The organism is Paenarthrobacter sp. OM7 (assembly GCF_029873575.1).
GTDB lineage: Bacteria > Actinomycetota > Actinomycetes > Actinomycetales > Micrococcaceae > Arthrobacter.
Genome location: NZ_CP123579.1, coordinates 1,282,306 through 1,305,465, shown reverse-complemented (window position 1 = coordinate 1,305,465; position 23,160 = coordinate 1,282,306). Strand labels below are relative to the sequence as shown.

Annotated in this window: 16 protein-coding genes and 1 pseudogene; 5 read left to right on the top strand and 12 right to left on the bottom strand. The window is 56.2% G+C overall.

The genetic code is table 11. From position 1 onward, the window contains the following. Nucleotides 1–417 precede the first annotated feature (417 nt). Nucleotides 418–476, top strand: a pseudogene (locus tag QEH68_RS22520) (hypothetical protein); the annotation flags it as partial. Nucleotides 477–777: 301 nt separating this feature from the next. Continuing rightward, a complete protein-coding gene (locus tag QEH68_RS06045) occupies nucleotides 778–1,356 on the top strand; it encodes an HNH endonuclease signature motif containing protein (protein ID WP_280627314.1) in 579 nt (192 codons plus the stop codon). Between the two features lie 29 nt (nucleotides 1,357–1,385). Here QEH68_RS06045 and QEH68_RS06040 read toward each other — a convergent pair whose 3' ends face one another. The 3 genes from QEH68_RS06040 to QEH68_RS06030 all read right to left on the bottom strand — a co-directional run bounded on the left by QEH68_RS06040 (nucleotide 1,386) and on the right by QEH68_RS06030 (nucleotide 3,904). Next, nucleotides 1,386–2,021 carry a dihydrofolate reductase family protein gene (locus QEH68_RS06040; RefSeq protein ID WP_280627312.1) on the bottom strand — a complete coding sequence of 212 codons (636 nt, stop codon included), beginning with the start codon at nucleotides 2,019–2,021 and terminating at the stop codon, nucleotides 1,386–1,388. 173 nt (nucleotides 2,022–2,194) lie between these two features. Beyond that, on the bottom strand, nucleotides 2,195–2,395 hold the full coding sequence (locus tag QEH68_RS06035; RefSeq protein ID WP_280627310.1) for a hypothetical protein: 201 nt from the start codon (nucleotides 2,393–2,395) through the stop codon (nucleotides 2,195–2,197). Between the two features lie 117 nt (nucleotides 2,396–2,512). Then, a complete protein-coding gene (locus QEH68_RS06030) occupies nucleotides 2,513–3,904 on the bottom strand; it encodes an APC family permease (RefSeq protein ID WP_280627308.1) in 1,392 nt (463 codons plus the stop codon). Between the two features lie 385 nt (nucleotides 3,905–4,289). Here QEH68_RS06030 and QEH68_RS06025 point away from each other — a divergent pair, with 385 nt between their 5' ends. Both QEH68_RS06025 and QEH68_RS06020 read left to right on the top strand, forming a co-directional pair. Further along, on the top strand, nucleotides 4,290–5,084 hold the full coding sequence (locus QEH68_RS06025) for a hypothetical protein (protein ID WP_280627306.1): 795 nt from the start codon (nucleotides 4,290–4,292) through the stop codon (nucleotides 5,082–5,084). 725 nt (nucleotides 5,085–5,809) lie between these two features. Next, entirely contained in the window at nucleotides 5,810–7,285 is a 1,476-nt protein-coding gene (locus QEH68_RS06020) for a DNA cytosine methyltransferase (RefSeq protein WP_280627304.1), read from the top strand. Here the strand turns inward: QEH68_RS06020 and QEH68_RS06015 are convergent. The 8 genes from QEH68_RS06015 to QEH68_RS05980 form a co-directional block, all read right to left on the bottom strand. Continuing rightward, the gene (locus QEH68_RS06015; RefSeq protein ID WP_280627302.1) at nucleotides 7,275–8,012 is read right to left on the bottom strand and encodes a hypothetical protein; all 738 of its coding nucleotides are present in this window, start codon (nucleotides 8,010–8,012) and stop codon (nucleotides 7,275–7,277) included. The genes QEH68_RS06020 and QEH68_RS06015 overlap by 11 nt on opposite strands. A 32-nt stretch (nucleotides 8,013–8,044) precedes the next feature. Then, nucleotides 8,045–8,932 (bottom strand): hypothetical protein, encoded by an 888-nt coding sequence (locus tag QEH68_RS06010; RefSeq protein WP_280627300.1) that lies wholly within the window; start codon nucleotides 8,930–8,932, stop codon nucleotides 8,045–8,047. Beyond that, a complete protein-coding gene (locus tag QEH68_RS06005; RefSeq protein WP_280627298.1) occupies nucleotides 8,929–10,692 on the bottom strand; it encodes a hypothetical protein in 1,764 nt (587 codons plus the stop codon). The genes QEH68_RS06010 and QEH68_RS06005 overlap by 4 nt, the downstream gene beginning before the upstream one ends. Before the next feature lie 74 nt (nucleotides 10,693–10,766). Continuing rightward, nucleotides 10,767–11,762 carry a PD-(D/E)XK motif protein gene (locus QEH68_RS06000; protein WP_280627296.1) on the bottom strand — a complete coding sequence of 332 codons (996 nt, stop codon included), beginning with the start codon at nucleotides 11,760–11,762 and terminating at the stop codon, nucleotides 10,767–10,769. Further along, nucleotides 11,759–14,515 carry a Z1 domain-containing protein gene (locus QEH68_RS05995; RefSeq protein ID WP_280627295.1) on the bottom strand — a complete coding sequence of 919 codons (2,757 nt, stop codon included), beginning with the start codon at nucleotides 14,513–14,515 and terminating at the stop codon, nucleotides 11,759–11,761. Before QEH68_RS05995 ends, QEH68_RS06000 begins: the two co-directional genes overlap by 4 nt. A 2,046-nt stretch (nucleotides 14,516–16,561) precedes the next feature. Beyond that, a complete protein-coding gene (gene drt3b / locus QEH68_RS05990; protein ID WP_348537388.1) occupies nucleotides 16,562–18,505 on the bottom strand; it encodes an antiviral reverse transcriptase Drt3b in 1,944 nt (647 codons plus the stop codon). Nucleotides 18,506–18,510: 5 nt separating this feature from the next. Beyond that, nucleotides 18,511–19,830 (bottom strand): antiviral reverse transcriptase Drt3a, encoded by a 1,320-nt coding sequence (drt3a, locus tag QEH68_RS05985; protein WP_280627293.1) that lies wholly within the window; start codon nucleotides 19,828–19,830, stop codon nucleotides 18,511–18,513. A gap of 955 nt (nucleotides 19,831–20,785) precedes the next feature. Then, the gene (locus QEH68_RS05980) at nucleotides 20,786–21,682 is read right to left on the bottom strand and encodes an EamA family transporter (protein ID WP_280627291.1); all 897 of its coding nucleotides are present in this window, start codon (nucleotides 21,680–21,682) and stop codon (nucleotides 20,786–20,788) included. Nucleotides 21,683–21,769: 87 nt separating this feature from the next. Between QEH68_RS05980 and QEH68_RS05975 the strand changes: the two genes are divergently transcribed. Then, on the top strand, nucleotides 21,770–22,273 hold the full coding sequence (locus QEH68_RS05975) for a MarR family transcriptional regulator (RefSeq protein ID WP_280627288.1): 504 nt from the start codon (nucleotides 21,770–21,772) through the stop codon (nucleotides 22,271–22,273). A gap of 90 nt (nucleotides 22,274–22,363) precedes the next feature. On the opposite strand, the gene QEH68_RS05970 is transcribed toward QEH68_RS05975, so the two are convergent. Further along, nucleotides 22,364–23,092, bottom strand: a complete 729-nt coding sequence (locus QEH68_RS05970; RefSeq protein ID WP_280627286.1) for a hypothetical protein — start codon at nucleotides 23,090–23,092, stop codon at nucleotides 22,364–22,366. Between the last annotated feature and the right edge of the window lie 68 nt (nucleotides 23,093–23,160).

Below are 23,160 nucleotides of genomic sequence, written 5' to 3'. Positions count from 1 at the left end.
TCACGATCCAGAGGGACCGTGGGGACTGCCTGAACTACCAAATGCCAAACACAACAACACCGTCAAGTCTACAGAGTTCTGAGCAGATAGCTAGTGCTGGGAAATATTTATCCATTGGATGTTTCCTGCAGGCCCGAAACCGGGCCTTCAATATCCACCGTTTACAGGGCAGTGGAGTCCCGCTCGGCTGCTGCCGATGAGCCCGGGCAGGCAGCTCGCTACCGCGCCGCGGCTCGTCACCGTTGGTGGCGCCATTGAGCCTGTCTTTGAGCACCCAACTGGCAATTGACGGTGCAGCGGTCGCTATAAGGCACGCCGTCGCCCAGAAGTTGTCCAATAGGCCGCTGACGAGCAGAAACAGGCACAACAGCCCCCAAGCGCAAACTCCACCCCCACGGACCGACTCCGGATGCGGTCATCATCGGCGCAGGCCAAGCCAGCCTCACGGCGAGCTACTGGCTCACGCAATTCGGTGTCGAGCATCAGCTCCTGGGACAACGCGACCACCTCGGCGGCGTCTTCCAGGACCGCTGGGACAGCTTCTACATGAACACCCCGAACCTTGCACTGGACCTCCCCGGCATGCCGTGCGACGGCGAGGATCGGGACGCGTTCATCTTCCGCGACGCAGTGGTGACCCCCTCAGACGCTATGCAGTGGTGACCCCCTCAGACGCTATGCAGAGCTGATCGCTGTACCGATCCATACGGGCGTGGACGCGGCACGGCTGTACCCCGTGCCGCTGATGGTGAACTACGTTCCTGCTAACGTCACGTCATGACAGTGGGCCAGTCATTTCGATTTGAATTGCGGCGTATCTATTGGACGCGCCAATGCCTTCGCATGCTCTTCGCGCTCTCCGCGGCATGGTTGTTTGGGGCTGTTTACCTGTTCTTTACTTCCCCGCGCATTGGCGAGATCGGCGCGGGCACAATCGGGGCATTCATCCGAGAAGTATTTGGAGGCCTCTGGGTTGCGATCGGAGCGCCAGCAGCATTTATTGTGATGTTGCTAGTTGCAGCTTTCGTCTTGCGGAGGGGCGACCTACGCAGGCGTGATCCGCAGCGCCGGTTTACGCGGTACCAGCGACGCGAGGGGATGACTCGAGCAAAGGGGCGATGTGAGCTGGAGTCACGTTACGGGAAGCGTTGCACCCAAGCTGCCGAACATGGAGATCATTTCTATCCATGGTCTAAAGGTGGAGCGACTTCGCTCCGAAACTTCGTTGCCGCCTGCAGTCAATGCAATCGGCGGAAGGGCGCCCGCATCCCGAGTCCTGGGCTATTGAGGCGCCTGGAGCGACGACGTGCTTCGTATGTCGGGGCGGTTCTGGTGGGCGAAAGGCGCGGCCGGTGAGGATGCAACTCACGAATCGCACCTTGCCGCTACTTTCGTGTTTGCTCTGCCTGATCGATGTCCGCCATGCTTCCCACCGCGGGCGTCCCCTCAACCAAGGCGTAGCGTTGCATCACCGCACCGTTCGGTGAAGCAACCACGGGCTCGATAAGCCTGAGGTTCGTCGGCACCACTCCGTCTGCGAACACCTTCTTCCCGCGGCCGAGGAGGATCGGATAGACCCACAGGTTGAGTTGGTCGAACAGGCGCTCAGAGAAAAGAGTCTGGACGAAGTCGAGGCTGCCGATGACGTGGACGTTCTGGTGCTTCTCGCGTAGCTCCCGAAGGGACGCCACCGTGTCAGTGCCGAGCAGAGCTGATCCCTCCCACTCAAGCTCCTGCGACTGGCGCGAAGCCACATACTTCGGAAGGCGATTGAACAGCTCCGCGATCTTGCCATCCTGGTGAGGCCAGTACGAGGCGAAGATGTCATAAGTCCGCCGCCCCAGTAGCAATGCGTCCATTCCCACCATTCCGGAATCGATCTGATCGCCAACAACCTCGTCGATAAGCGGCGCCTGCCAGCCGCCGAACACGAAGCCGTCAGCAGGGTCCTCTTCGGGCCCGCCGGGCGCCTGCGCGACTCCGTCGAGCGTCGTGAAGAGGTCAATGTGAATCAGTCCCATGGCGGGATCCTTCCCTGCTGCCCGTCGTCACCCCGGCGACAGGATCAAGTTGAGGGTTCCACAGGAGGGGCCGCCAGGCAATGGTGACCGGAGAAGTACGACGACGGCGACAGCACCTTGCGCGAACGCCGCCGGCAAAATCCGGACACCGGACACCGGAAGAAGAAGTCGAGCTACGCCTCGCCCCTCATCTTCTCGGCGCCCTGGCGCCGCTCAAGGATCACCCAAACGACTGTCGTCGGGACCCCGATGAGTACCAGGAGCGCCATGCCCCAGAACATGCTGATCAGTTGGGTGGACTGCAGAATCACGACGGTCATCAACAGGACTGTGGATGCAATGTTCAAGATGCGGAGCTTACGTGCAGTAGTCATTTCAGAATCGTTCCCCCTACGATGTCGTCCAAGAAGCCTAACGTCTCCGGTCCCAGAGTGGCTGCAGGAGGAATGCAGCCGGCCGGCGAAGATCCTCTGAGCTTCCGCTCAGGAAACCTACACCTCCTTCAGATCCAGCTGCGGCGCAGGTTTCCGGAACCCTCGTGTCAGGAATGCCAGGTAGGCCAACCCCAGGCCTGCCCAAATCAACCCGAAGGTGAACGACAAGCCACTCAGGCTGGTCCACAGCCAGATCGTCAGCACAAACCCAATGCCCGGAAGCACAAGGTTGTGGATCACGCCGCGAGCTCCGCGGGCCTTTTGGTCGAAGTAGTAGTGCTTGATGACTGCCAGGTTGACCACGGAGAACGCGACCAGGGCACCGAAGCTGATCAGCGAGGAAATCGTCAGCAGGTCCAACACGAACGCCAGTAGCGACACGGTGGAGGTCAGCAGGATGGGCAGCACCGGCGTGCTGAAGCGGGCGTGCAGCCGCCCCAACGCTGCAGGGAACACTCCGCTGCGGCCCATGGAGTGAATGATCCGTGAGACCGAGGCCTGTGAGGTCAACGCTGACCCGAGACTGCCGGCAATGTAGGCGGCCGTGAAGAAGGCCACGAGCAGCTCGCCGCCGGCTGCGCCAATGACCTCGATGGCCGCCGAGTCCACGTCGTTGAAGGTGCTGACCGGGAGAACCAGGTGGCTGATGTACGCGAGCCCCAGGAAGATCATGCCGGCCAGAATGGTGGTGATCATGATGGCGCGGGGCAGATTGCGCTTCGGGTCCTTTGTTTCCTCCGCGAAGGTTGAGACGGCGTCGAACCCCAAGTAGGAGAGGCAGAGGATGGCGGAACCAGCAAAGACAGGCGAAAGGCCTTCGGCACCTTCGGCCCCGGTGAAGGGCGCCAGCAGGTCAACGTTGCCGATTCCCGTGATTGAGGAAAGCCCTAGGGCGACGAACAACACAATGAAGAGCGCTTGGAGTCCCACCACCACAAAGTTGGCCTTCGCAATCGCAGTAATGCCAAGGATGTTCAGCACCGTCACAGCCACAATCGAGACGATCATGAATGCCCAGGCCGGAATAGCAGGGAAGGCGGCTTCCATGTAGATGCCGATCAGCAGGTAGTTGATCATCGGCAGCAGTAGATAGTCCAGCAGGAGCGACCAACCGGCCATGAAGCCAAGGCCCGGCCCGAAGGATCGTGTTGCATAGGTGTATGCGGATCCACCGAATGGGAATGCCTGCGACATGCGGCCATACGAGCGGGCCGTGAACAGCATGACCACCAGGGTCACGGCGTAGGCAGCCGAGAGCCGCCCGCCCGTAAGTTCAACGACGATGCCGTAGGTGCTGAAGATCGTCAGCGGCACCATGTAGACCAATCCCAGCAGGACCAGGGATGGAACGCCGAGGACTCGGCGCCAACCTTGGGAAGGTGCTTGGGCGGAGGCCGGCCCCACAGGCTTCTCGCCTGCCGGTGTATCAGTTTCAAACGTGGGGGTCATTGGGAATCCTTGATGGTCATGCTGGTGTGTGCTTGGAAGCTGCGACGGTGCAGAACTTCGTAGCGGCGACCGGATCTCCGGGGTCACCGAAATCCTGAAGTGCTGGAGGTGGTTCATGGGTGCTTGGTGGGCCGCTGGCCATGTGAAGGTGAGAAGAAATGAATAACGTTCATTTATTGTGACCGTGAGGCGGGTCACAGTCAATATGTGACGGGAATCCTCTTCCGATCTGGGCCTGATGGAGCCGCCGGCCGCGACATCCACCACGCCATCTTCATCGTCCCCGAAGCGCCCCGCCGATACCGCGGCCACGACCTCATCTACCGGATGTCCGAACTTCTTCGCAAAAGCAACCGTGGCGGAAAATTCTCGCTACGATCTACGAATGACCGAAACACAAGAGGTGGAAAACCTCGGCATAAATTTCACGCAGGTTCTGGACGCTGCGGCCAAATTGCCGGGGGTTCGAATCAACAGAGGCACATATCTCCGGACGGCGCTGAAGCGCCATTGCACCGAAGAGCAGATTGAGAAGGCAATCGCTGAGAGTCCTGCTGCCGCTGGAATTCCCCACAAGGTCTTAACTGAGGCAGCGAACACCTCCATCAAATATGAGACGAGCAAGGTCACCGGCTTGTCAGCTCTATCAGGCATCCCTGGGGGGCTTGCGATGATAGGCACAGTTCCGGCTGACCTGATCCAGTACCTCGGCCATATGCTACGGATTTCCCAAAAGCTCGCTTATATCTACAGCTGGCCGGACCTCTTCGCCGGCGAAGGCGAAGAAGTCGACGAGGCCACGGAAAGCATGTTGGTCCTCTTCATCGGCGTCATGTTCGGCGTTCAAATCGCTCAGAGTGGAGTTACCAAGGTCGCTGCGATGGTCGCTGCTAACGTCGCCAAAAAGCTGCCGCAGAAGGCCCTCACTCAGGGAGTCATATACCCAATTGTGAAGAAGGTCGCCGGTTACCTCGGAGTCAGCATGACCAAGAAGCTTTTCGCCAGCGGGGTTGCGAAGGCCATCCCCGTCGTCGGTGCGCTGTTGTCTGGCGGCCTCACCTTGAGTACCTTCCTACCGATGTCTAATCGCTTGCAGAAGCACTTGGCCAGCCTGGAGTTGACCAAGCCGGACCACCGGCCGGATGAGCCTCAGGTCGTTAACGGCGAAGTGGTCAAGTAGAGGACGGTCACCATCAGGTGAGTTTCGGCAGGCCGACCCGCCACGGCTGAGGCGCTCCGTCAATACCGCGTCCGGGACCTCAACTACTTGATGCTTGTAACCGGCAAACGCGGCCGGAGTTCGAGGTCAATGCCCTCATCCCCGGTATCCGGAGCGCGCTTCTTTCCCACCCCGTACCCTCTTGCACCCACGGCGGTCACAGCACTAACCTCCACCAACTCGGCCGACGCGGCACTCAGCCTCAGCTCGCTTTGAAGCATCCGAAGACGGAAGCTTCGAAAATCGCCTCGGTGACTAACCCATAGACTTCGGGTCCGAATGAGATCGCCCCTCGAGCTTCGCACCACTTTCGAACTGCGGCGGGCCGCGCCTATTACCAAGGCTTGAACTTCTTGCCGCAAGCTTCATCGACAAAGAAACGCGAATTCGTGCTCTATCCTGCCACCGGCCTTCGCGTCGAAACCTGCCCACAATATTTCGTGGAACTGCTCGTTGTCCTTCGCGAGACCGGCAGCCGCGTGCGTCAACTTCTAATTGGGCACCCGTGCGGTGCCGACACGAGCACCGCACAGCGCTGGCTTGCGGGCTGTGGATGCGCGTAGGGCTGCCGTCAGCAGCCCTGACCGGGCCTTGCGGGATCCGCGGACGTGCGATGGCAGACCTTGCACTTTAAAGTCGCTGGGACCTGGTAACTTTGAGAGTCAGCAGCACCAGAGGAGACGCACTTGATACCCGTAGTCGATGTATTTGCAGGACCAGGCGGCCTGAACGAGGGCTTTTCCTCTGTACTGGACGGTCAAGGCCGTAGCGTCTTTCGAACGGTGGCATCGATCGAGATGGAAAAATCAGCCGTCCAGACGCTCCGATTCAGAAGCGCCGTACGTGCACTACGCCGAGGTGGTGCTGCATCCAACGATGCCTTGCGAGGTTTTCTCGCTGGTGATCTTTCTATTGAAGCTCTGCATGCCGATGTAGAGTTTCAGGTCGCATACAAAGAAGCAGTAGAAGAAGTACACGAGTTTGTCCTGTCTGAGGAAAGCAGGGCTGACTCTGACGCCATCATTCGAAAGGCCTTGGGCGCCGAAAGGGATCGATGGGTCCTTATTGGCGGACCGCCGTGCCAAGCCTACTCGTTAGCCGGACGGTCAAGACGCACAAATGACACGTCATTTCAGGACGATCACAAGCACTTCTTATACCGCGAGTATCTCCATATCATCAGAACGCACCGGCCCACGGTCTTCGTGATGGAAAACGTCAAGGGTCTGTTGTCCTCGGTCAATCGAGGCCAGAACATGTTCGATCTGATTCGGACAGATCTGCAGGCGCCCATTGACGGAGTTCAGTATGACTTGTTCTCCATGGTCGTGGATCATGAGGGTGGCGCGTTGGGCGCCGGTGATTTCCTCATACGGTCCGAAGACTACGGTGTTCCTCAGAAACGGCACCGGCTGATAATCGTCGGCGTCAGTAGGGACAGTGGGCTCGGGCGACCCCAGGTCCTTGAGGCGTCTGGCCCAGTATCGGTTGCAGATGCTATTGGCAATCTCCCGGCACTCCGATCTAGAATTTCACGCTTCAAAGCCGATGACACCGAAGCCTGGTATGACGTCCGTCGTACCGTCAAGAAGTATGTTCCGAGCGCACAGATCGATTCCCGTGGCATGAATTCACTGCCGTACGCCTCGAGGGACAAGCCGAAGACCTTGGATGGCCTGATAACCGAAAGTGCTAGGCGGTATCACGAATTCATCCGATCGGAAGCGTCCGATCTCCCCACATGGAATCACGAAGCCCGAGGCCACATGATTCCGGATCTCCTCCGTTACGGAGCACTTAGCGCGCTGGCGGAACAGCGCCTGACCAGCCCGAAAGTGCGGGAACTTCCTCGCAGTCTCTGGCCACTCCATGCGAACATCGAGGCCGCCATCGTACCTTTTGAAGATAGGTTCCGGGTCCAAGTAGCCGGCTCTCCGTCATCCACCGTGGTTTCCCACATCGCCAAGGATGGGCACTACTTCATCCATCCCGACGCCACGCAAATGCGCAGTCTTACAGTCCGGGAAGCCGCGCGCCTGCAGACTTTTCCAGACGATTACATTTTCTTGGGAAACCGAACGCAGCAGTTCACGCAAGTGGGTAATGCAGTCCCACCGCTCTTAGCAAGCCAAATTGGCAAGCGGATAGCGGCTATATTTTAGACTCAGCGGCCTTCAACGCTTGTTCGCTTTCTAGGAAGACGTCCTCCACCAGATCAGCAATCTGATCTTCCGACATGAGGAACACGCTGACGACCACAAGTCGACGGGTGAACCTCTTCATGGCATCACGCAGGAGCATCATTCGCTTACCAGTGGAAAACGTCGAAAGATGTCTGTTAGCTATGGCTCGTGCCAATGGCGCATATCCACAGATTAGGGGACGTTCTGTTAGCTGAACCGATTCGTCCTCCTTGAGTCGGATTGCTATGTCGGGGCCGAGCAGAAACGCTCTCCACCAAAGTCGCCCAAAAATTGTGCGCGTCATAGCAAAAAGCCTGGCTTCCGTCACGTCCCAACGAGCGCCGTCTCCAGATCTGTGACCGTATCGCCATATGGCAACGTCCGGCAGGAGACGAACGTTAATGAAGTTCCACACGTCCACACTCGCAGCGTCAGCCGGTAAAATATTCATCCGCTCGTAAATAATCTTAGAAACTGCTTGGTCAAATTCAGTTTTTTGCCTAGCCTGAGCCATATCTGGGAAACCGTGTCGCCGGGCTTCTGCAATTACCGCGGCGCGCAGTTCCGCTAAATCGCCATCCGTGCATCGTGCTGTGGCTACAGGATAGAACTCCGCACCCGCAGTTGTGACCGAGGACGCCAACTGGCCTATTTCCTCAAAGGACTGGACTCGCAACTCGTTCCAGAAGGCGGCCGCCTGAGCCAACGGTAGCCTCGGAAAGCAAACTGGCGTCGCGTTCAACTTCCGCTCCCATTTACGACGCCCTGGAGATCGGCCTCAACTCTGCCGGGATCGTCGCCGTACTTGCTTCTAACTTCTTTCAGCGACGATCCCACCAGTTTTACAACTCCCAGCAGCAATGCTCCGAGTGACCCTTCAGGATAATCGCGCGATTCGTCCAATTCTGCGTGACTCAGCGCCTCACGCAGTAGTTGGCGAATAAAGTCCATTTTTAGGATCTGCATCCACAAGTCTCCCGCATCAGAATCGACGTGATCGATAAGCGGCTGTAGCTGAGGGTTGTCAGTATTGATCCACATCCACAGCGAGGCAGCTGCCGGATCATGAAGGTCTTGAGACAATACTCGGAGCCACCAGAGCGAGGAGCTCGGATTCGTAATCCCGTGGTCCTTGAAGGAGACAGGGAGTATGGGCAACTGGCCGCCGTCCCCCTCAAGGACGATCTTTGAGACCGTGCGGTAAACGGTGTGGCCGACCTGAGACGGAGCGAAGTCCCCCGGCTCCTCCTTCGATGACGAAAGGACGCCCATTTCGAGTTCGAGGGTGAGCACACCACCCAATGTAGAAGCGGGTACGGTTATGGCCACTTCCTGGGCTCCACTCGTGACCGGGAGTGGGGCGCTGGCCGTGATGACGGGAGACGAAGTCGAGCGAGCGATTAGGACCCATGCGAGCACAAGGTCGTCAGCCACATGCAACTCTCGACGAAGGTTCGGGAGATTCAAGGTCATGTTGCAGGAAACATCGAGATCGGAAAAGTAATTCCAGTCTGGGAGCATGCCTCCCGTTAAGTTGGCAGCCTGACCGTTTACCGCGTACTCCCACTCGGGCGGTCCGATGATCCCGTCCTCCACAACGAGGTGGCCCAAGCTAATCTTTCTCATTCCCCAACCAACTCCAAGGCCACGGTCGAAGACACGGCCGTGTTTTTCGGCTGGGTGAATATGGCTAAGTAGTCGAGTCCGGACGGAACATCCACCTTTATCGACTGCGTCCGCACGATCCTACCGTCCACCTGCCATCCAACGAATTGAGGTCCATCGTCGCCCAGAGGAGCGTCGACTTCGATGGCGCCGGTCATTGTCACCACGTGGCCGCGAACGCTGAGCGCAAATGACTCGCCCACTTTGCCGCCAGTAACCGAGTAAGGGAAGCCTACATGGGGTGATCCATCAATGATCATGAGGCGGGGTGGTGCCGTCAGCTTCGCAGATGCGCGACGCCCCCCTGACCTAGACGCTCCACCTCCGCTTGGCGCCTTTTCCGGTTGCGAACTCGATCCGTGCCCGCTAATGCCTCCGATCAGGCCTCCCAGTGTCGTGGCAATCCGAGTCGCACCGGCCGCTTTCTGAGCTACGGTAGCGGGACCTGACGAACCGTGCATCCGCTTGAAGGTTCCGTCAATCCTGTTTAGCGCGATGCGAACAAAATTAAAGCTCCCGCGGGTTATCGCATCCTTTACGATCCAGTCGTCATGTGTGACAGGCTCAGAGGAAGCGAAGTCCTCATCAACCCCCTCGTCGGCCAGAAAGACCGAGTAGACGGAGTAGTCGTCGGCTGGAGCAGCGACATCCAAATACTTGACAATTATCCTGGGAGCTCGCATTAGAGCCACAGAATTCTCTAAGCTTCGATCGTCAGCTATGTGGTTGATCGCCTGTCGCATTGCCAAGATTCCAAGACGACGAATGGGTTTCTGTGACATAATTGTTTCGAGCTTTGTTTGAGAAGATATTGGGGGCTTCTTCGTCGCCGCGAATCGCTCGCTGTCCGCGTAAGCCAGTGCAAAGTGTCTAACGAGCGGTTCCTGAAGAGGATCAATCTCCGGCAGCTGCTCACCGTCTAGGCCGAAGACAAAACGAATGTTAGGACCGCCCCCAGTGTCCACTGCATGGGGCCACGCCCACTTAACGGCAGCCGCTCGAATGGCCAGAATTCGATCCGATAAAAGGACGTTTTCACCTTCGCCTTGGAAATGCTGAGGAGCCAGCACCATGATGCTTGTGCCGGTCTGATCGCTTCCGGGAACCGGCATGCCTACTGATTGGGCTGTCAGCCGAGCCGTATCCCCTGTCAGGGGATCTACGATCCCATCAGAAGAAATCGCACCCCACCAATTCCGACCCGTGTACTTAAAGCCGTCATGGACGTAGCCTCCGTCTCCACCGGAGACACCTATCAAGCGGTTCTCGATAGTTCCACCAACAACCGCCTGCGAATATACCAAGCAAACACCTACGCTGCTGGCCTGGTAGAGCACGCCCTTGCCATAGCCATAGGTGCCACCCCTGAGTCCTTTGCCATCGTCTCGACCGAAGTTACGCACAAAATCTGCGAAGTCCGCGCGTTCGCCCTCGGCGGGTTCGATGTTTGCTCGAACTGGGCCCCCCAAACCTGTCGTTCCGTAGTCGGAGATTGTTAGAACCCGCAGACGTCCGCTGCTCGCTTTCTGAGGAATTTGACGACAGGCACCTTGAGGCGGGAGTTCGCAGAACAAATCGTGAATCAAGACGCCCGTCTGCTCTTCAGAGAGCAGAGTATCTGCGACATGAAACTCGATGTGGCTGCCTAGCCGTGCATCCCAGCTGTTCTGCAGTGACTCCCGCAGCAGCACGCTCCACAGGTCCAAGCTTGTCTTGCCCATCGCCTTCTGGATCGACTTAGCGTCTCCGCTACCCGTAGGCTCCCATGGGTGTCGGAACAGTCGGAATGTACCGTTCACAGAGACGAAGCCTCCTTCAGTTCTTCCAGCGGAATGTCGACAGCAGCTAGCGGACCCAAATCGACGGAGTACTGAAGCGCGGAGATCCCGTCGAGCATTCCGGGCACCGGCATTGTTTCATGAGTTATTCGAGGAAAATCGCTGTCCACGGCCAAGGTCTTAGAGGATAGGGCCAAGAAACGGTACGCGGCGTAGTGACCGGAGTCCGCTTCGAAATAGCCGACTTTCTCAAGCAGCCTCATCGTGTCTAATCGGTCGAAACCCGCATCGTATAGGCGTTCAAGAACAGTTGGGATTGAATCGCCTTGAGGCGTGCGCTCTAGCTGAAATGCGGCAACATATAACGGCAGACCGTCCGTGGTCTCGAGTTGGCGCGCCCCGTGGAAGCCAACAATCATATTGTTGTTGCTCACAGTGGTTTTCACCTCGAAGGAAGCGTTTTCGAATTCAAAGTCGTGCCTGTTGCCATGCGGACCGGTCCACGATCTCAGCGCCCAAGAACCGTGGTGAAATGCGAGCTGTTCCAAGAAAAGCAGCTCTCCGAAGAGCCCGGAAAGTTGCGATTGACCCAGAAGGCGCGCCTTGTCATCTCGCAGCAGTTCCTTCCAACGGTCGACCGTTTGTCTCGTGCGCAGGTCGGCCTTGCCAGGGTCCGCCGCCACTGCGTCCAGGATGTCGTCGGCCAGAAGGCCAAACTGTGATCGAACACGTTCCGCAAGGCACTGCAGTGCCAGGAACGCTTGCTGCTTGCCTGCGACGGTTATGGTCCGGTAACCGAACGTGACGAGCTTATTCTGCCAATCGATGCTGTTTCCCGGTTGGGAAGCAACAGGGACCAAGAGGGTTGGATGCCCATTGCCATCTATGGCATGAACGACAGGCCCATGTTCTGTTAGAACGTCCGTGTTCCTGACGGTCAACTTGCGCGGTGCAGGCGCTTGCCCTTGAAGGAATGAAAAAATGGTATTAGAGGATTCCTTGGCACCCATCATTTCGCGGCTGCCTCTTCTTGGATCGCGTGCTTTTCGTCGAAGTCGTCAGCCGCAGCCAGTTCAGCTTCCACATCTTCCACATCATCAGGGTCTACCCGAGCGCTATAATAATCGACCGTATCCGACAAGTCGCGCGCCTCCGGAAACATCAGTGATATACCGATCAAGTGATTCGCCGCATTCAGCGGGACACGTTCGGATTTTGGCGTAGTGGGATCGCTATGGTCTGCGACAGCCTCTACCTGAGAGTCGGACTCTTTAATGAGGTTCGAGTCTTTGTTAATGGCATAAATAGCCAAGAGGCCGACCTTGTCTAATCCCCGTTTCCTCCTAAGGTCTCGCAAATGGTAGTCGCGTACCTGAGCTTCGCTGGACAACCCGTGAGAGTCGACGATTGATTTCTTAGTGTAATCCAGATCGGCAAACCGGTCCCAACGCGAGGAGATGGCTTTGAGATTTGCCACGCCGTTCTTACTGCTGACGACCATTTTCCGGCGCTGCAGAAGCTTTAAGGGCGCGCTAAGACCTAGGCTCAGGTCGGATACAGGCGCATTCTGTCGCTCCACAAATACAACGTTCCAAGAGTCCAAAGCTCCTTTATCCGCCTGGGCGCGTATATATTCGCAAACCGTGTCGGTCTGAATGGTTCGTGCATCCTCGTGAACTTTATACTCGGTCAAGAATTTGAGGATCAGGTCATTAGGTATGCCAGAAAACCCTCGCGTACTCTTGCTCGGCAACTCATCTTCATTGTGTCCTGAAGCACGGGCAGCTACAACCAGCGCGGTTGTCGCCTGAATATTTGCATCAAGCCAAGTCTTGTCTTCATCATTGAAAAGGATGGTCTGGACTTTCGTGCCCGAGTAACTCACATTAACTTTGATCGCACTCCGCATCTTGGCCGCTGCGGTAATTGTCATCTGGGGATGCGATCTAATCCGCACGGGCAGTTGAGAGGGCTTCAATCCTTCTTTGGCGTACGTATCAATCTCTTCCCGAATCTCGGCCTCGACCGTTGCGAGCGCAACGAACCATTCGCGAAGCTCGGTGGTCATCCAGACTCGAACCAGGTCCTCATAACCCTTTCGGTAACCGAACCACCGACCCATTTGGAGCAAAGTGTCGTAGGCGGAAGCGGCTCGAACGAAATAGCTCGAAATCAACCCTTCGAGAGTCAAACCCCTCGAAAGGGTATTACCGCCCACGACAATCACCGTCTCAGGCTGGTCTTTAGTGTATTTCAATCGATCACCGGACAAGTAATTGTCCATAAGAACGCGCGTAGAATCGAGCGTCTTCAGGAGTTCCGCCATGACCTCGTCGGCGGAAATTGGCGCGTTGTTGAATGCTTCGGCGCCTACACGCTGCGTCTCCGAAACCCACAATTCGTGGAGTTCGGCCAAGACCGCAGGGTCCTGCGAAGCAACGCTCTTACGCAGGCCGACTAGCTCGGCCTCGACAGCTGTTTTTGTGGCTTGGTGGGCAACGGCCCTCATTGAGGTGTGCACAAGCATGGAGGAATGGCGGATCTCTTTAGAGCGAAGCCTCCGCGCCGTAGTGGCGAGAGCGAACCAGAGGATTGCACGCCGAAGAGAGGGGGGAACTGCCGCGGTCCATTGTTCCAGTTGGTCCTTGTTTGTTGGAGGTTTAACAATGGCGGCATCTTCTATGGGGACTTCACGAACAACGTCGAGACCGTCATCCGGATCCACTCCTTCTTCGGCTTCCAGCGTGCCAAAGATTCGCTCAGGACCAAAGTAATCATCGGATCGAGGCAAAGTGACCACGAAATTTCTGGGGTATAGGCCAGATTCGTCGAGTGGATCGATCAACAAGTTAGCAAACGGCGTAGCGGTGTACGCGATATAGGCAGATTTTGGGTGCGACAGGAGCTCTTGGATAAGATTGTTAATTGTCGACTGGCGATTGCTTCCGACATCGATTGAAGCCTGATCTGCTTCATCATCGATTACCAGAATCGGACAGTTTGCCAGAGTGGTTACAGATGCCTTCTTAATCCAGGCATTCAGTCGCCTCAGCCGGGCTGGATTTTTCTTGACAATGGCGAGGAGCCTGAGCTCGTCTTGGCTGAACAGCGCCTCGGACGGCGTGATCTCCGAAAAATCCTGCTCCTGAGTAGTCAGAAGATGCACCCTCGTCTGGCATGGATCGACGAGATAGTCGTACAGCCGTTCTTGCGTCTGTTGCCGGAGGTTATCTGTGATTCCGGATAAAACAATGATCAGGCGATACCCCACGTCCGCGGCCTTGGCAATTACGGACATGAAGTTGGTCGTCTTGCCACTTTGCACATATCCCAGCACGAGACCACGAGTGTCGATGGTCTCCTCGCCCGGGCGCTCCCCCAAGTCGACTACGCGGGATGAAGACCTGTCGACGTCCTCGAACGCCTCGGGGAGCTCTGACTTCAATCGATTGCGAAGTGGTGGCCAAAAGAAATCGCCTTCCTTGGGCCCCCCGTACCATCCGCCCTCACCCCCACTGTGCAGGACGTCAGTGCCATCTAGGTCGTCCCATTCTTGGATGATTTTGCGTCGTCGTTCATATTCCGCACGACCCGCATTCAAGAGCGAATCCTCGACTTTGAAGAAGCCATTGGAGAGGGCCAAGACAGCCGCGGCTATGCTCTTGCCGCCACGGACCAAACCCTCCAGATGGTCCGCCACTTCCCGCACGGCGGTTTGGTGCTCGTCCAGCTCTCCGCCCAGAGACTCAACATTTGTGGGCACCATTGGCCATCCCCCTTGAATTCGCAACACGTCCGCTGACGGTCTTGTCAGTAATCTGATAGTACATAGCCCCAAGCCCATCCGGTCCACGTCTGTCGAGTCCTTGCCTGGAATATGCGAGATTTCGTTACAATGAAAGCCGGCGGTTGAGGCTGTAGCGTCAAGGAGCTACACGTCGCCAGTCGTTGGTTGTCTGTGCTCCCGCCAGTGCTCTCGTAACCAGTCAACTTGGACGCCTCTTACCTGGCCATTCAGGGAGCGCCCCGCCAGCACCCTGTATGCCGGGTAATTAGCCAACGTAGGGCTCACATCCACTTTGAGGGTCTCCGGATGAACGGCCAGAAGCCCGAGATCGAAAAGTCGGTGCAAGTCCCGCCGCATGAGGAAGCCGCCGTGTTCGTGGTGCACTCCTAGCTTGGCGAAGCTGTACAGATGTGCCGCCTCTAAGGCCGCCGGTGGGCATTGACCGGTGAAAATGCAAACGGGACCTGTAGCATCAAGAAGCGTCTTCCGAAATGCAGACTGACCAATTCGCACCCTTACATTTGCTGTGCGGTGACCGCCGGCAGCCATGTCAGAAGCAGCTTCGACTACTGTCAAAATTTCCGGACCATCGTAGGCGGACACTACCGCCCTGAATTCTTCCCACCTAAGCGGTCGGAGACTCAGTTGCGACTTGGACTCTCGCAAAGGCTTCTGAGGATGCTTCCGGGAATTAACCCGCCCATATCTACATAGGCGTCACTGTGATGCGATGTGTACTCCGTGATTTCAATGGTCTTTGATGCCGCCATTTGGAAGTAGCTTGACATGCGAAGCACTTATAGCGAGGCTGCTTATTCTTTCGAGAGTTTATGTGAGCTTTCCCACACAACGGGCAGCTGTAAACAGTCTTCATAGCAGTTTGACGATCGATGGATGCAATGGCGGACATACCCAGACTCGACTTCTTGTCCCACAAAACAATACGCTGACCAGGTTGGAGCCTTGCGTGATTGGGGACCGTACTGTCCCACCTGTAGGGACTTTCAGGTTCATCCCCGTATCCGTCGTTGCTCTAGAAGGCGCGGTTGTCGCCAACCGACAACAATAGCCAAGCATCTCGATCGTCGGCAGAAATTATGACATCACTATTGCATAACAGACGACGTCACCGTAGGACATCCTCCGTGTATGGCCGAGTCAGGACCTTCGAGTACTGAGATACTGGCTTCACAGTTTTGACACGATAGCCAACAGCCCTAAAACTACAACTCACCGCTTTGGTGCGAAATCTGACGTTTTCGCCTCGCGGGACCTTTTCGACGCAGTAAATGTGTCTGTGAAAGCACAGCCCGACGCCAACTTGATGTGTTGGCCCGGCAGATCGGTGCCAAGGGATGGATGTGAAGGGGTAAGAGGATTTCCGGATGTTGTGTGGAGCTTGGGCGAGAACAAAGACGCATTCAAACGGTCCCCGTGTCGCACTCTAACGCGATCCTTGCCCCCCGCTGGCCGCCTGAAATTGGCCCGGTGGGTGGTGGTTGGCCACTTGCCGTCGCCGCGCGCGGCTGAACAATTCAATGCCTCCGTGGCGAGGCTCCAGCATCCTAGAACGTCCCCGCCGACCTCTGAGCTGGGCTTACCGCACCGCTGTGCGGACGGAGCATCGAGTCGTGGGATACGGACCGTTCCACGGGATCAGATTCCGCTAGGAACGCGCCCGTAGCTATGAGTATTCGAAGCCCTGGAGATGAACCATCGATGTGAAGGAGCTCGGCAGGATCCCCGAAGGCCGACACCACAGGGGCATTTGGCCCTGTGGCGGGAGAGGCTAACGCAGGCGCCCGAAACCCGGCTACTGCGCCCTTAAGTAAAAGGGTCCACTCCGCGGTAGGGGTTCACGCACAGGCCGGCAGACATGAGTCAAGTGCCCTCGACTCATTAGCCGGCCCGCGCGTACTCCGCCTCGGCGACTACTGCGGAGACGAATCACCCAAGGATGGCAACTCGGGGTGCGTTGGTGTGTGGCGCCAAATTACTCGACGCCCAGGGTGCCGCCACGCATCACTAGTATGCCTCAGAGTTCCGCTTTAACTCCAATTGACTTTGGAGGTCAAACCTCGCCCATTGAGTGAACGAAAACACACCGGCTGCCAAACGATGGCGAAGAGTGGAATCGTTTGGAACATCATGAATATTCATTACCTGCTCTTTGATGTCGTACGAGACGTAAGGGCACGCCAAAAGATCCACGGATAACATCGCTCTTTCAGCAGCATTATGAGGAAGCGCCACGATCTGAGCTAGACAGGCATTCACAACTCTAAGACGGAGCGCCTCGTATCGGTGCCTTGCTTCCATATAATGGAGCAGCGAGGTAGCAGTGAAGTAGTCCATGACCTCGGTGCCGCCGGGTCCCTTGTTCGCCCGAAAAGAGTCACGCAGGACAGCCTCTAGCTCGTTCGAGGACAGTAGCCACGCACGACCTAACGAGTGAAGTGTCGTAAGCAGATAGAGACGTTCTACCCCTGGCTGACCTACCGACGATGGCCGTTTTAGGCACTTTTTCAGAATAGAGGCAATAGCATCCTTTATAACTACGCGGCTCGACTTACGTCGTAGTACTTCATCAGTTGCATTGAGTACATGGCCCAGTATCCGACAAATCTTGATTGTTGTCGCAACTCTCAGCGAGGTTCCGTACAGGAACTGTGTTATCTCGACGGCGCCCAGTAGGAGACCAACAGCGATCTGGTCATCTACTTCACTTTGAGTGGCTGCTGAGCGCAAGGATCTAACTAGACCCGCCACTCTCCTTTCCGCTACTGCCAGGGAAAAGTTCACGACGTCATCATGCCTACAGCCCGACAGCGAGACCGCAGACTTGTAGTCGAAGATGACTTTCGTAGGTTCAAATGCGCGGGGGATAGTTTGGAGCTCTTGAACTAATGTCAAGCTTGATGGTATACCATTTTCGAGAACCTTGACGATCGCAGATTTAGCAATAGAAATAGATGTGATATGGGGCGTCGAAAAGACCGATTCCTTGCTTTCATTTAATCTAAGATTGATATTCCGCAATTTACTAGATATTTGTAACTTGATTGCAGTACCAGCCTCGATGCTATTAGTGAAAACGAAATAATCATCCACATAACGTCTAATCTCATAGTCTCGACCTCGGAAAAGACCAATGCCAATTAGCTCCTGTTCGACCCGCTTGTCAACATCCTGAAGAATGACTTCGGCAAAAACTCGTGACGATTCGGGACCCACCAAGAGCCCATTAGTTTGCCCGTGATTAGCTCTCTGCATCAACTGGTCAAACTCGTTGCCGAACGACTTAGACGAACGATCTAACTTTGCCTGATGTTTACCCACTGTAGCCCAAGCCATTGAATGAGTATAGATACTATTAAAACACTGGGTAATATCCAAACGAATTAACTGAGAGTACTCCGACTCGAGGCTCAGGTACTCCGGAGAGTCATAGAACTTATATAAATTGCTATACCTATGGTACCGAAAGAATGAACGCAAAATAGGATCGCTGGTATGGATATCCTCAACTGAAGTAACGTTCGCCATGTCAACATAATTCGAATATTGCTTCCTCAAAACAGTGTAGCGAGCAACCGCTTTGGGAAAACGTATAGAGAAAGCACTCTGATTTGTGAAATATAGGATTTGACTCTTGTATCGCTCATAAAACTCAGCCGTGTCCAGTTGAGCGCGAGGGTGTGGCACGCTGAGTTCACGGTACTCTCGGCCACCGCGACTGACCGTAAAACCGTATGCGATGGTAGACACATCTTTGCTTTCACGCATCATAATGCTAAGCAGAGCCTTCTCCGCCTGGGTGCCGAGGCAAGTCCAACCTTTGTCAGTTGTCTTCAGACCCACACGTCGAGCGAAGCGATAGAACCTACGGTTAGTGAAAGTAGGGGGTACTTCATATGGAAGGACCTCCGAGATAACCGCTCTTAGTCCGCCAAGTCGGGCAGAAGACATCTTCATCATTGGTCCCGCCAAGCAATCCCAAGGGTCTTCAGTCGATGGGGAGACCATGTATGGAACTTGGAATGCTCGAATCCTTCCCTGCATTTGAACCTGACTAGTCGATTTGCCAGGTCTGCATCATTGAGTTTATCTGCTTCAGTTTTGATCTGTTTGTCTAAGTAATCCATGTCTTCGAGCCCTGTTAATGCTCTCTGCGAAAAGCGGATACCGACATATGCATCACGCTTATTTCCAGTTAGCTTGGTATTTGAAGTTAGAAACCTAATCCTGTCTAGAAGCACCGCCTTTTCCCATTCACTCTTCGATGAATGGGAGTAAATCTCAAAGGACTTGACAATCCGTGAGGCCAGCCGCTTACGTCGTTCGGCTGAGAGGAGTATGTTCGGTTCTCCCGGCTTCATCCCAAATTTAAACTTATAACCGAGATACTCGAGAGCGCTTGGAGTTTTACTAATATCCACGAGGTCAAATCTCCGCTTGGAAGGTTTTGAGGATAAATGCAGTCCCAGTGGTGCTAAACCATCGGAAAAGAAGGCCTGGAGTGACTGCGGGCTCGATCCAGATTGAAAGACTGCATAGATATCATCAACATAACGTACATAAAGAAGGCAGTCATTCCGACCGCGGATTGCTTGGTCAAAATCGGCAAGGACATATTCGGCAATCGTGGCGCTCATCGAGACACCACGCGGGATACCGCTGTTTCGATTTGTTTCCCTAGTATATGACCTTAATAGTGATTTAATGGCGCGAATCGATGTAGAACTGATATTCTGATCTGCTTCAATCCGGGCCATAAGTGAGTTATGCGAAATACTTTCATAGAAGTTTTCTATATCCGCACGCACAAGTAGGCGCTTGAACTGCCAATAGGTGGAGTCGCCAACGAGATCCGCTACCGTGTTCCTATTACTAAAGGTCGTTTGCAATTCACTTCGCAGTTGAGAATCTATTTGATTATATGCAAACCAACTTGCCGCCGATGGGAACACGACTCTGTAGGTGCTCTTATTTGAGGCCTTGGCCGCGGTTCGCAGTTCGATGGTAAAGTCTTTGAAGTCTTCCGAATCCAAGACCACTTCGAAGAAGGCTGCGATCTTCATTTCAAAGTCACTGTCATCGACGGTAGGACCGTCAGTGGCCCCTTTTGCGGTCGTCGATGCAGTCTTTAACCCTCGATTTGATCTTGCTTCATCGATATAGGTAAGTAGAATCTGCTCATGATGAGTACCTATCTTACGCAATTTCTGCACAGGATCTTGACCTGATCGTTCAAGTTTCTTCCAGGCAGCACGGAGCGTGGTGCGTGATGGCAAGTGGTCGCTGCTTCGAAGTAGCTTCAATGTATTTCCCCATTCGGAACGTGCTTCAATACCCTAAATGCACAAGTCAATACATTAGTAGACATTCAACCTAGGATGCGCCACCTTCGTCGACGGCGAGTCTGCTTGACCCCATATCAGTAAAAGAGTCGAATCTAAGGGCTACCTCGCCGGTAGCAACAGGACCTCGGCAACAGACGTGATTCGCGCCGGTGCCCTAATTCAGCAACGCCGTCGCGCTCGTAGATCAGAGTGGGTGAGGGACGTGGACGCAGTCCTGCGGCGACTCCACTTCAACATATCGCGCTGCGCCCGCTGTCAACGAGAGCACCGAAGCTTGTCGAGGAGCTGCCTAGCTTACACGAATGCACTGTCTGTGGGCTTAGGGCCGTCACGTAAGAAACAGGCCGGGCCCCGGATTGCCAACCGTCCAGCCGCGAAGCCATCCGGACGGCAAAATTTCCCAGCGGCACCTTTGGCCTTGGAAGCCAGCGGTGTGTCGTTTTATGCCGCCAACAGCTCCCCCGAGTCCTCCGATGGAGGCCGCCTGTCTCGCTGGTGCTAAGCGCAAGAAGCCGCCAGCATACTCGCATCCGTAACCACCCCCGCACGACAAACCATAGGGCAGAAGGCTACGTCCACTTCGTCCCTTCTCGAAGTAAGACCACGGTTGCCCGCCTAGGCCCCCGGGGGCATATCAGCGACCTCTTCCGACCGCCTTTCAGCGTGTCCGATGCCTTCAAAGATGCGCTCTGGAGACTGCACCTCGGGCCACGAGGAAGTAGGCCCGATTTCACTAAGACCGGTCGATTCGTCCAAAAGGGTCGGAACGAACAGTGAACGCTCCAGTAAGGGGGTGGTCATTACCGGTTACACAGCTTCAACCTATGAGGCAGTCGTCCCGGGTCTCGTTCGGATACCGGCGAAGAAAACTATCCCGTCCGTCATGCTATTTGGGCCGTTGCACCAAAAACACCGCCCCCAACACCAACACCGCACCCACCAACTGCCACGCCGACAACGACTCCCCTAAGAACACGAACCCCAGCACCGTAGCCACAAGCGGACTCAAGAAACCCAGGAACGACACCACCATCGTCGGCAGCCGCTGGATACCCCGAAACCACACCGCGTAGGCAGCCAACGCGCCGATGACACTGAGGTAACCAAAGCCCGCCAGGTTAGGCAGCGAAACCGACCCCGGCAGCCCTTCAACCACCAGCGTCACCGGCAGCAGCATCACCCCACCCATCGCCAACTGCAGGCCGGTAAACCCAAGCAGCCCCACGCCGTCGGGCCGTCCCCAGCGTTTGGTGAGAACTATGCCGGCCGCCATGCTCAGCGCCGCCGCCATCCCGGCGAGCACACCCACGAGAGTCAGCGTCGCGTCGGATCGCAGGACGAGCAAGCCGACACCCGCAGCTCCTACTGCGCAGGCAAGGATGTGCGCCTTGCGGATCCTCTCCCCCAGCAAAAGCACGCCGAGGAAGAGCACGAACAAGGGCTGAATGGACATGACCAGTGCCGCGAGCCCACCCGGCAGTTGGTACGCGGTGAAAAACAGGAGGAAGAAGAACAGCCCAATGTTGAGCGCGCCCAGCGCAGCGGCTTTGAACCACCAGCTCACCCGCGGCCACGTTCGGGTGACCACCATGAGCACGATACCCGCTGGCAGCGCCCGCACGGTTGCGGCGAGGAGCGGCCGATCCGCGGGGAGGAACTCCGTGGTCACCAGGTAGGTGGAACCCCAGACCATCGGCGCGAGCGCGGTGATGAAGAGGTCGCGAGGGGATGCCTTGGACGCCCCAACTCCCGCCCTGCTGGCCACCGCTGTAGATGAACTCATCTTTCACTTCCATACATTTCGATGTCGAACTATTTGATGTAAGACAATGTAGGTGCTGTACTGTTTGAGGTCAAGCATTGGAGGACGATGGACCGCGACGCAGTGGACATGATTCTTGAGCAGTGGAACAAGGAGCGACCCGACGTGGACGTCAGCTCCATGGGCGTTCTGGGCCGGCTCAACAGGGCGAGTCGTCTCGCGTCTTTGGACTTGCAGAAATTCATGAACCAGTTCGGGCTGGAGCCTTGGGAGTTCGACGTCCTGGCAACATTGCGCCGGTCCGCGGCCGAGGCGCCGTTGACGCCCGGGCGACTCGCCAGCCTCACCATGATCGGTTCGGCGGCCATGACCAACCGCGTAGATCGACTGGTATCGCGCGGCCTGGTTCATCGCGAGACCAACCCCGAGAACCGCCGGCAGCTGCTCATCAGCCTCACGCCAGAGGGACTCGCCCTGGTGGATGATGTGGTGGAGCATCACGTCGAAAACCAACAGAAGATGCTCGAGGGCCTGTCCAAGACCGAGCGGGTGCAGCTGGCGAACCTGCTGCGCAAGTTCCTGCTAGCTAACCACGACGGCGACCCCTCCTAAGCGGTAGTGTCACCCATGCGAGGATGAGGCGCGGAAAACCACCTTGGCCTCCGTCGGATTCATAGAAGCCGTGCCTCCAAATACGCGAACTCAGTTCACGTCAGCCGTTCGATAAACCTCGCGGCCTGAGACATACCGCCAGATCACGTGATCAAGCTTGCGCGCTGCGGTCGGATAGAGCCCAGCGACTTGGCTGATCAAGCTCGCCGCATCTTTTGGAGTAACAGTGCGATCTTCAAGGCCCGCGTGTTCTTGAATGAAGCGGATCACCATCCTGTCAGGCTTAACGGATTGTAGACCGACAAGAATCAGTAAGTAGTTGAAAGTAACTCCCGAGGATTGGCTCGGAAGGCGTAGCCATGCCTTCTTGATCCTCTTCAATTCGGGGTCCCGCTGGAACTCCTCCCGCACGTCAGCCGCGGTCTCGATTGGACGATCTTCAAGTGAAGCTAGAGTCAGCGCAGCGCGATAGACAACCTCGGCTTTTAGGAGTGCACCGTCCCCCGTGTGCGCCGGTTTACGGTTGTTGACCGCTTCGGCCCATCCGGCGCTGCCGCCCAAGGCGTCGAACGAGGCCAGTAATTCTCGGACGCCGTCGCTATTCGGATCGCCGGCCTCTGCCCGCCGCATAGCGCGATAGGCCGTTATGACGTTCACGACACTTGTGTAATGCGATCCGGTCGAGAAGATGGAGTCAATAATGCCCAGCGCGAGACTGTCCGGATAACCGTCCGCTTCGATCCATTGAGATTCATCGTCGAAAATAGAACGGCAAACTTCAGTTAGTCGTACTGCCGCTTCGCTGGGTTCAGTCGTCATAGACGGACTCTAGCAAGCACCCGTTACTTTACGGGTTGCGACATCTGGCTGCTACGACAGTTCCCTCG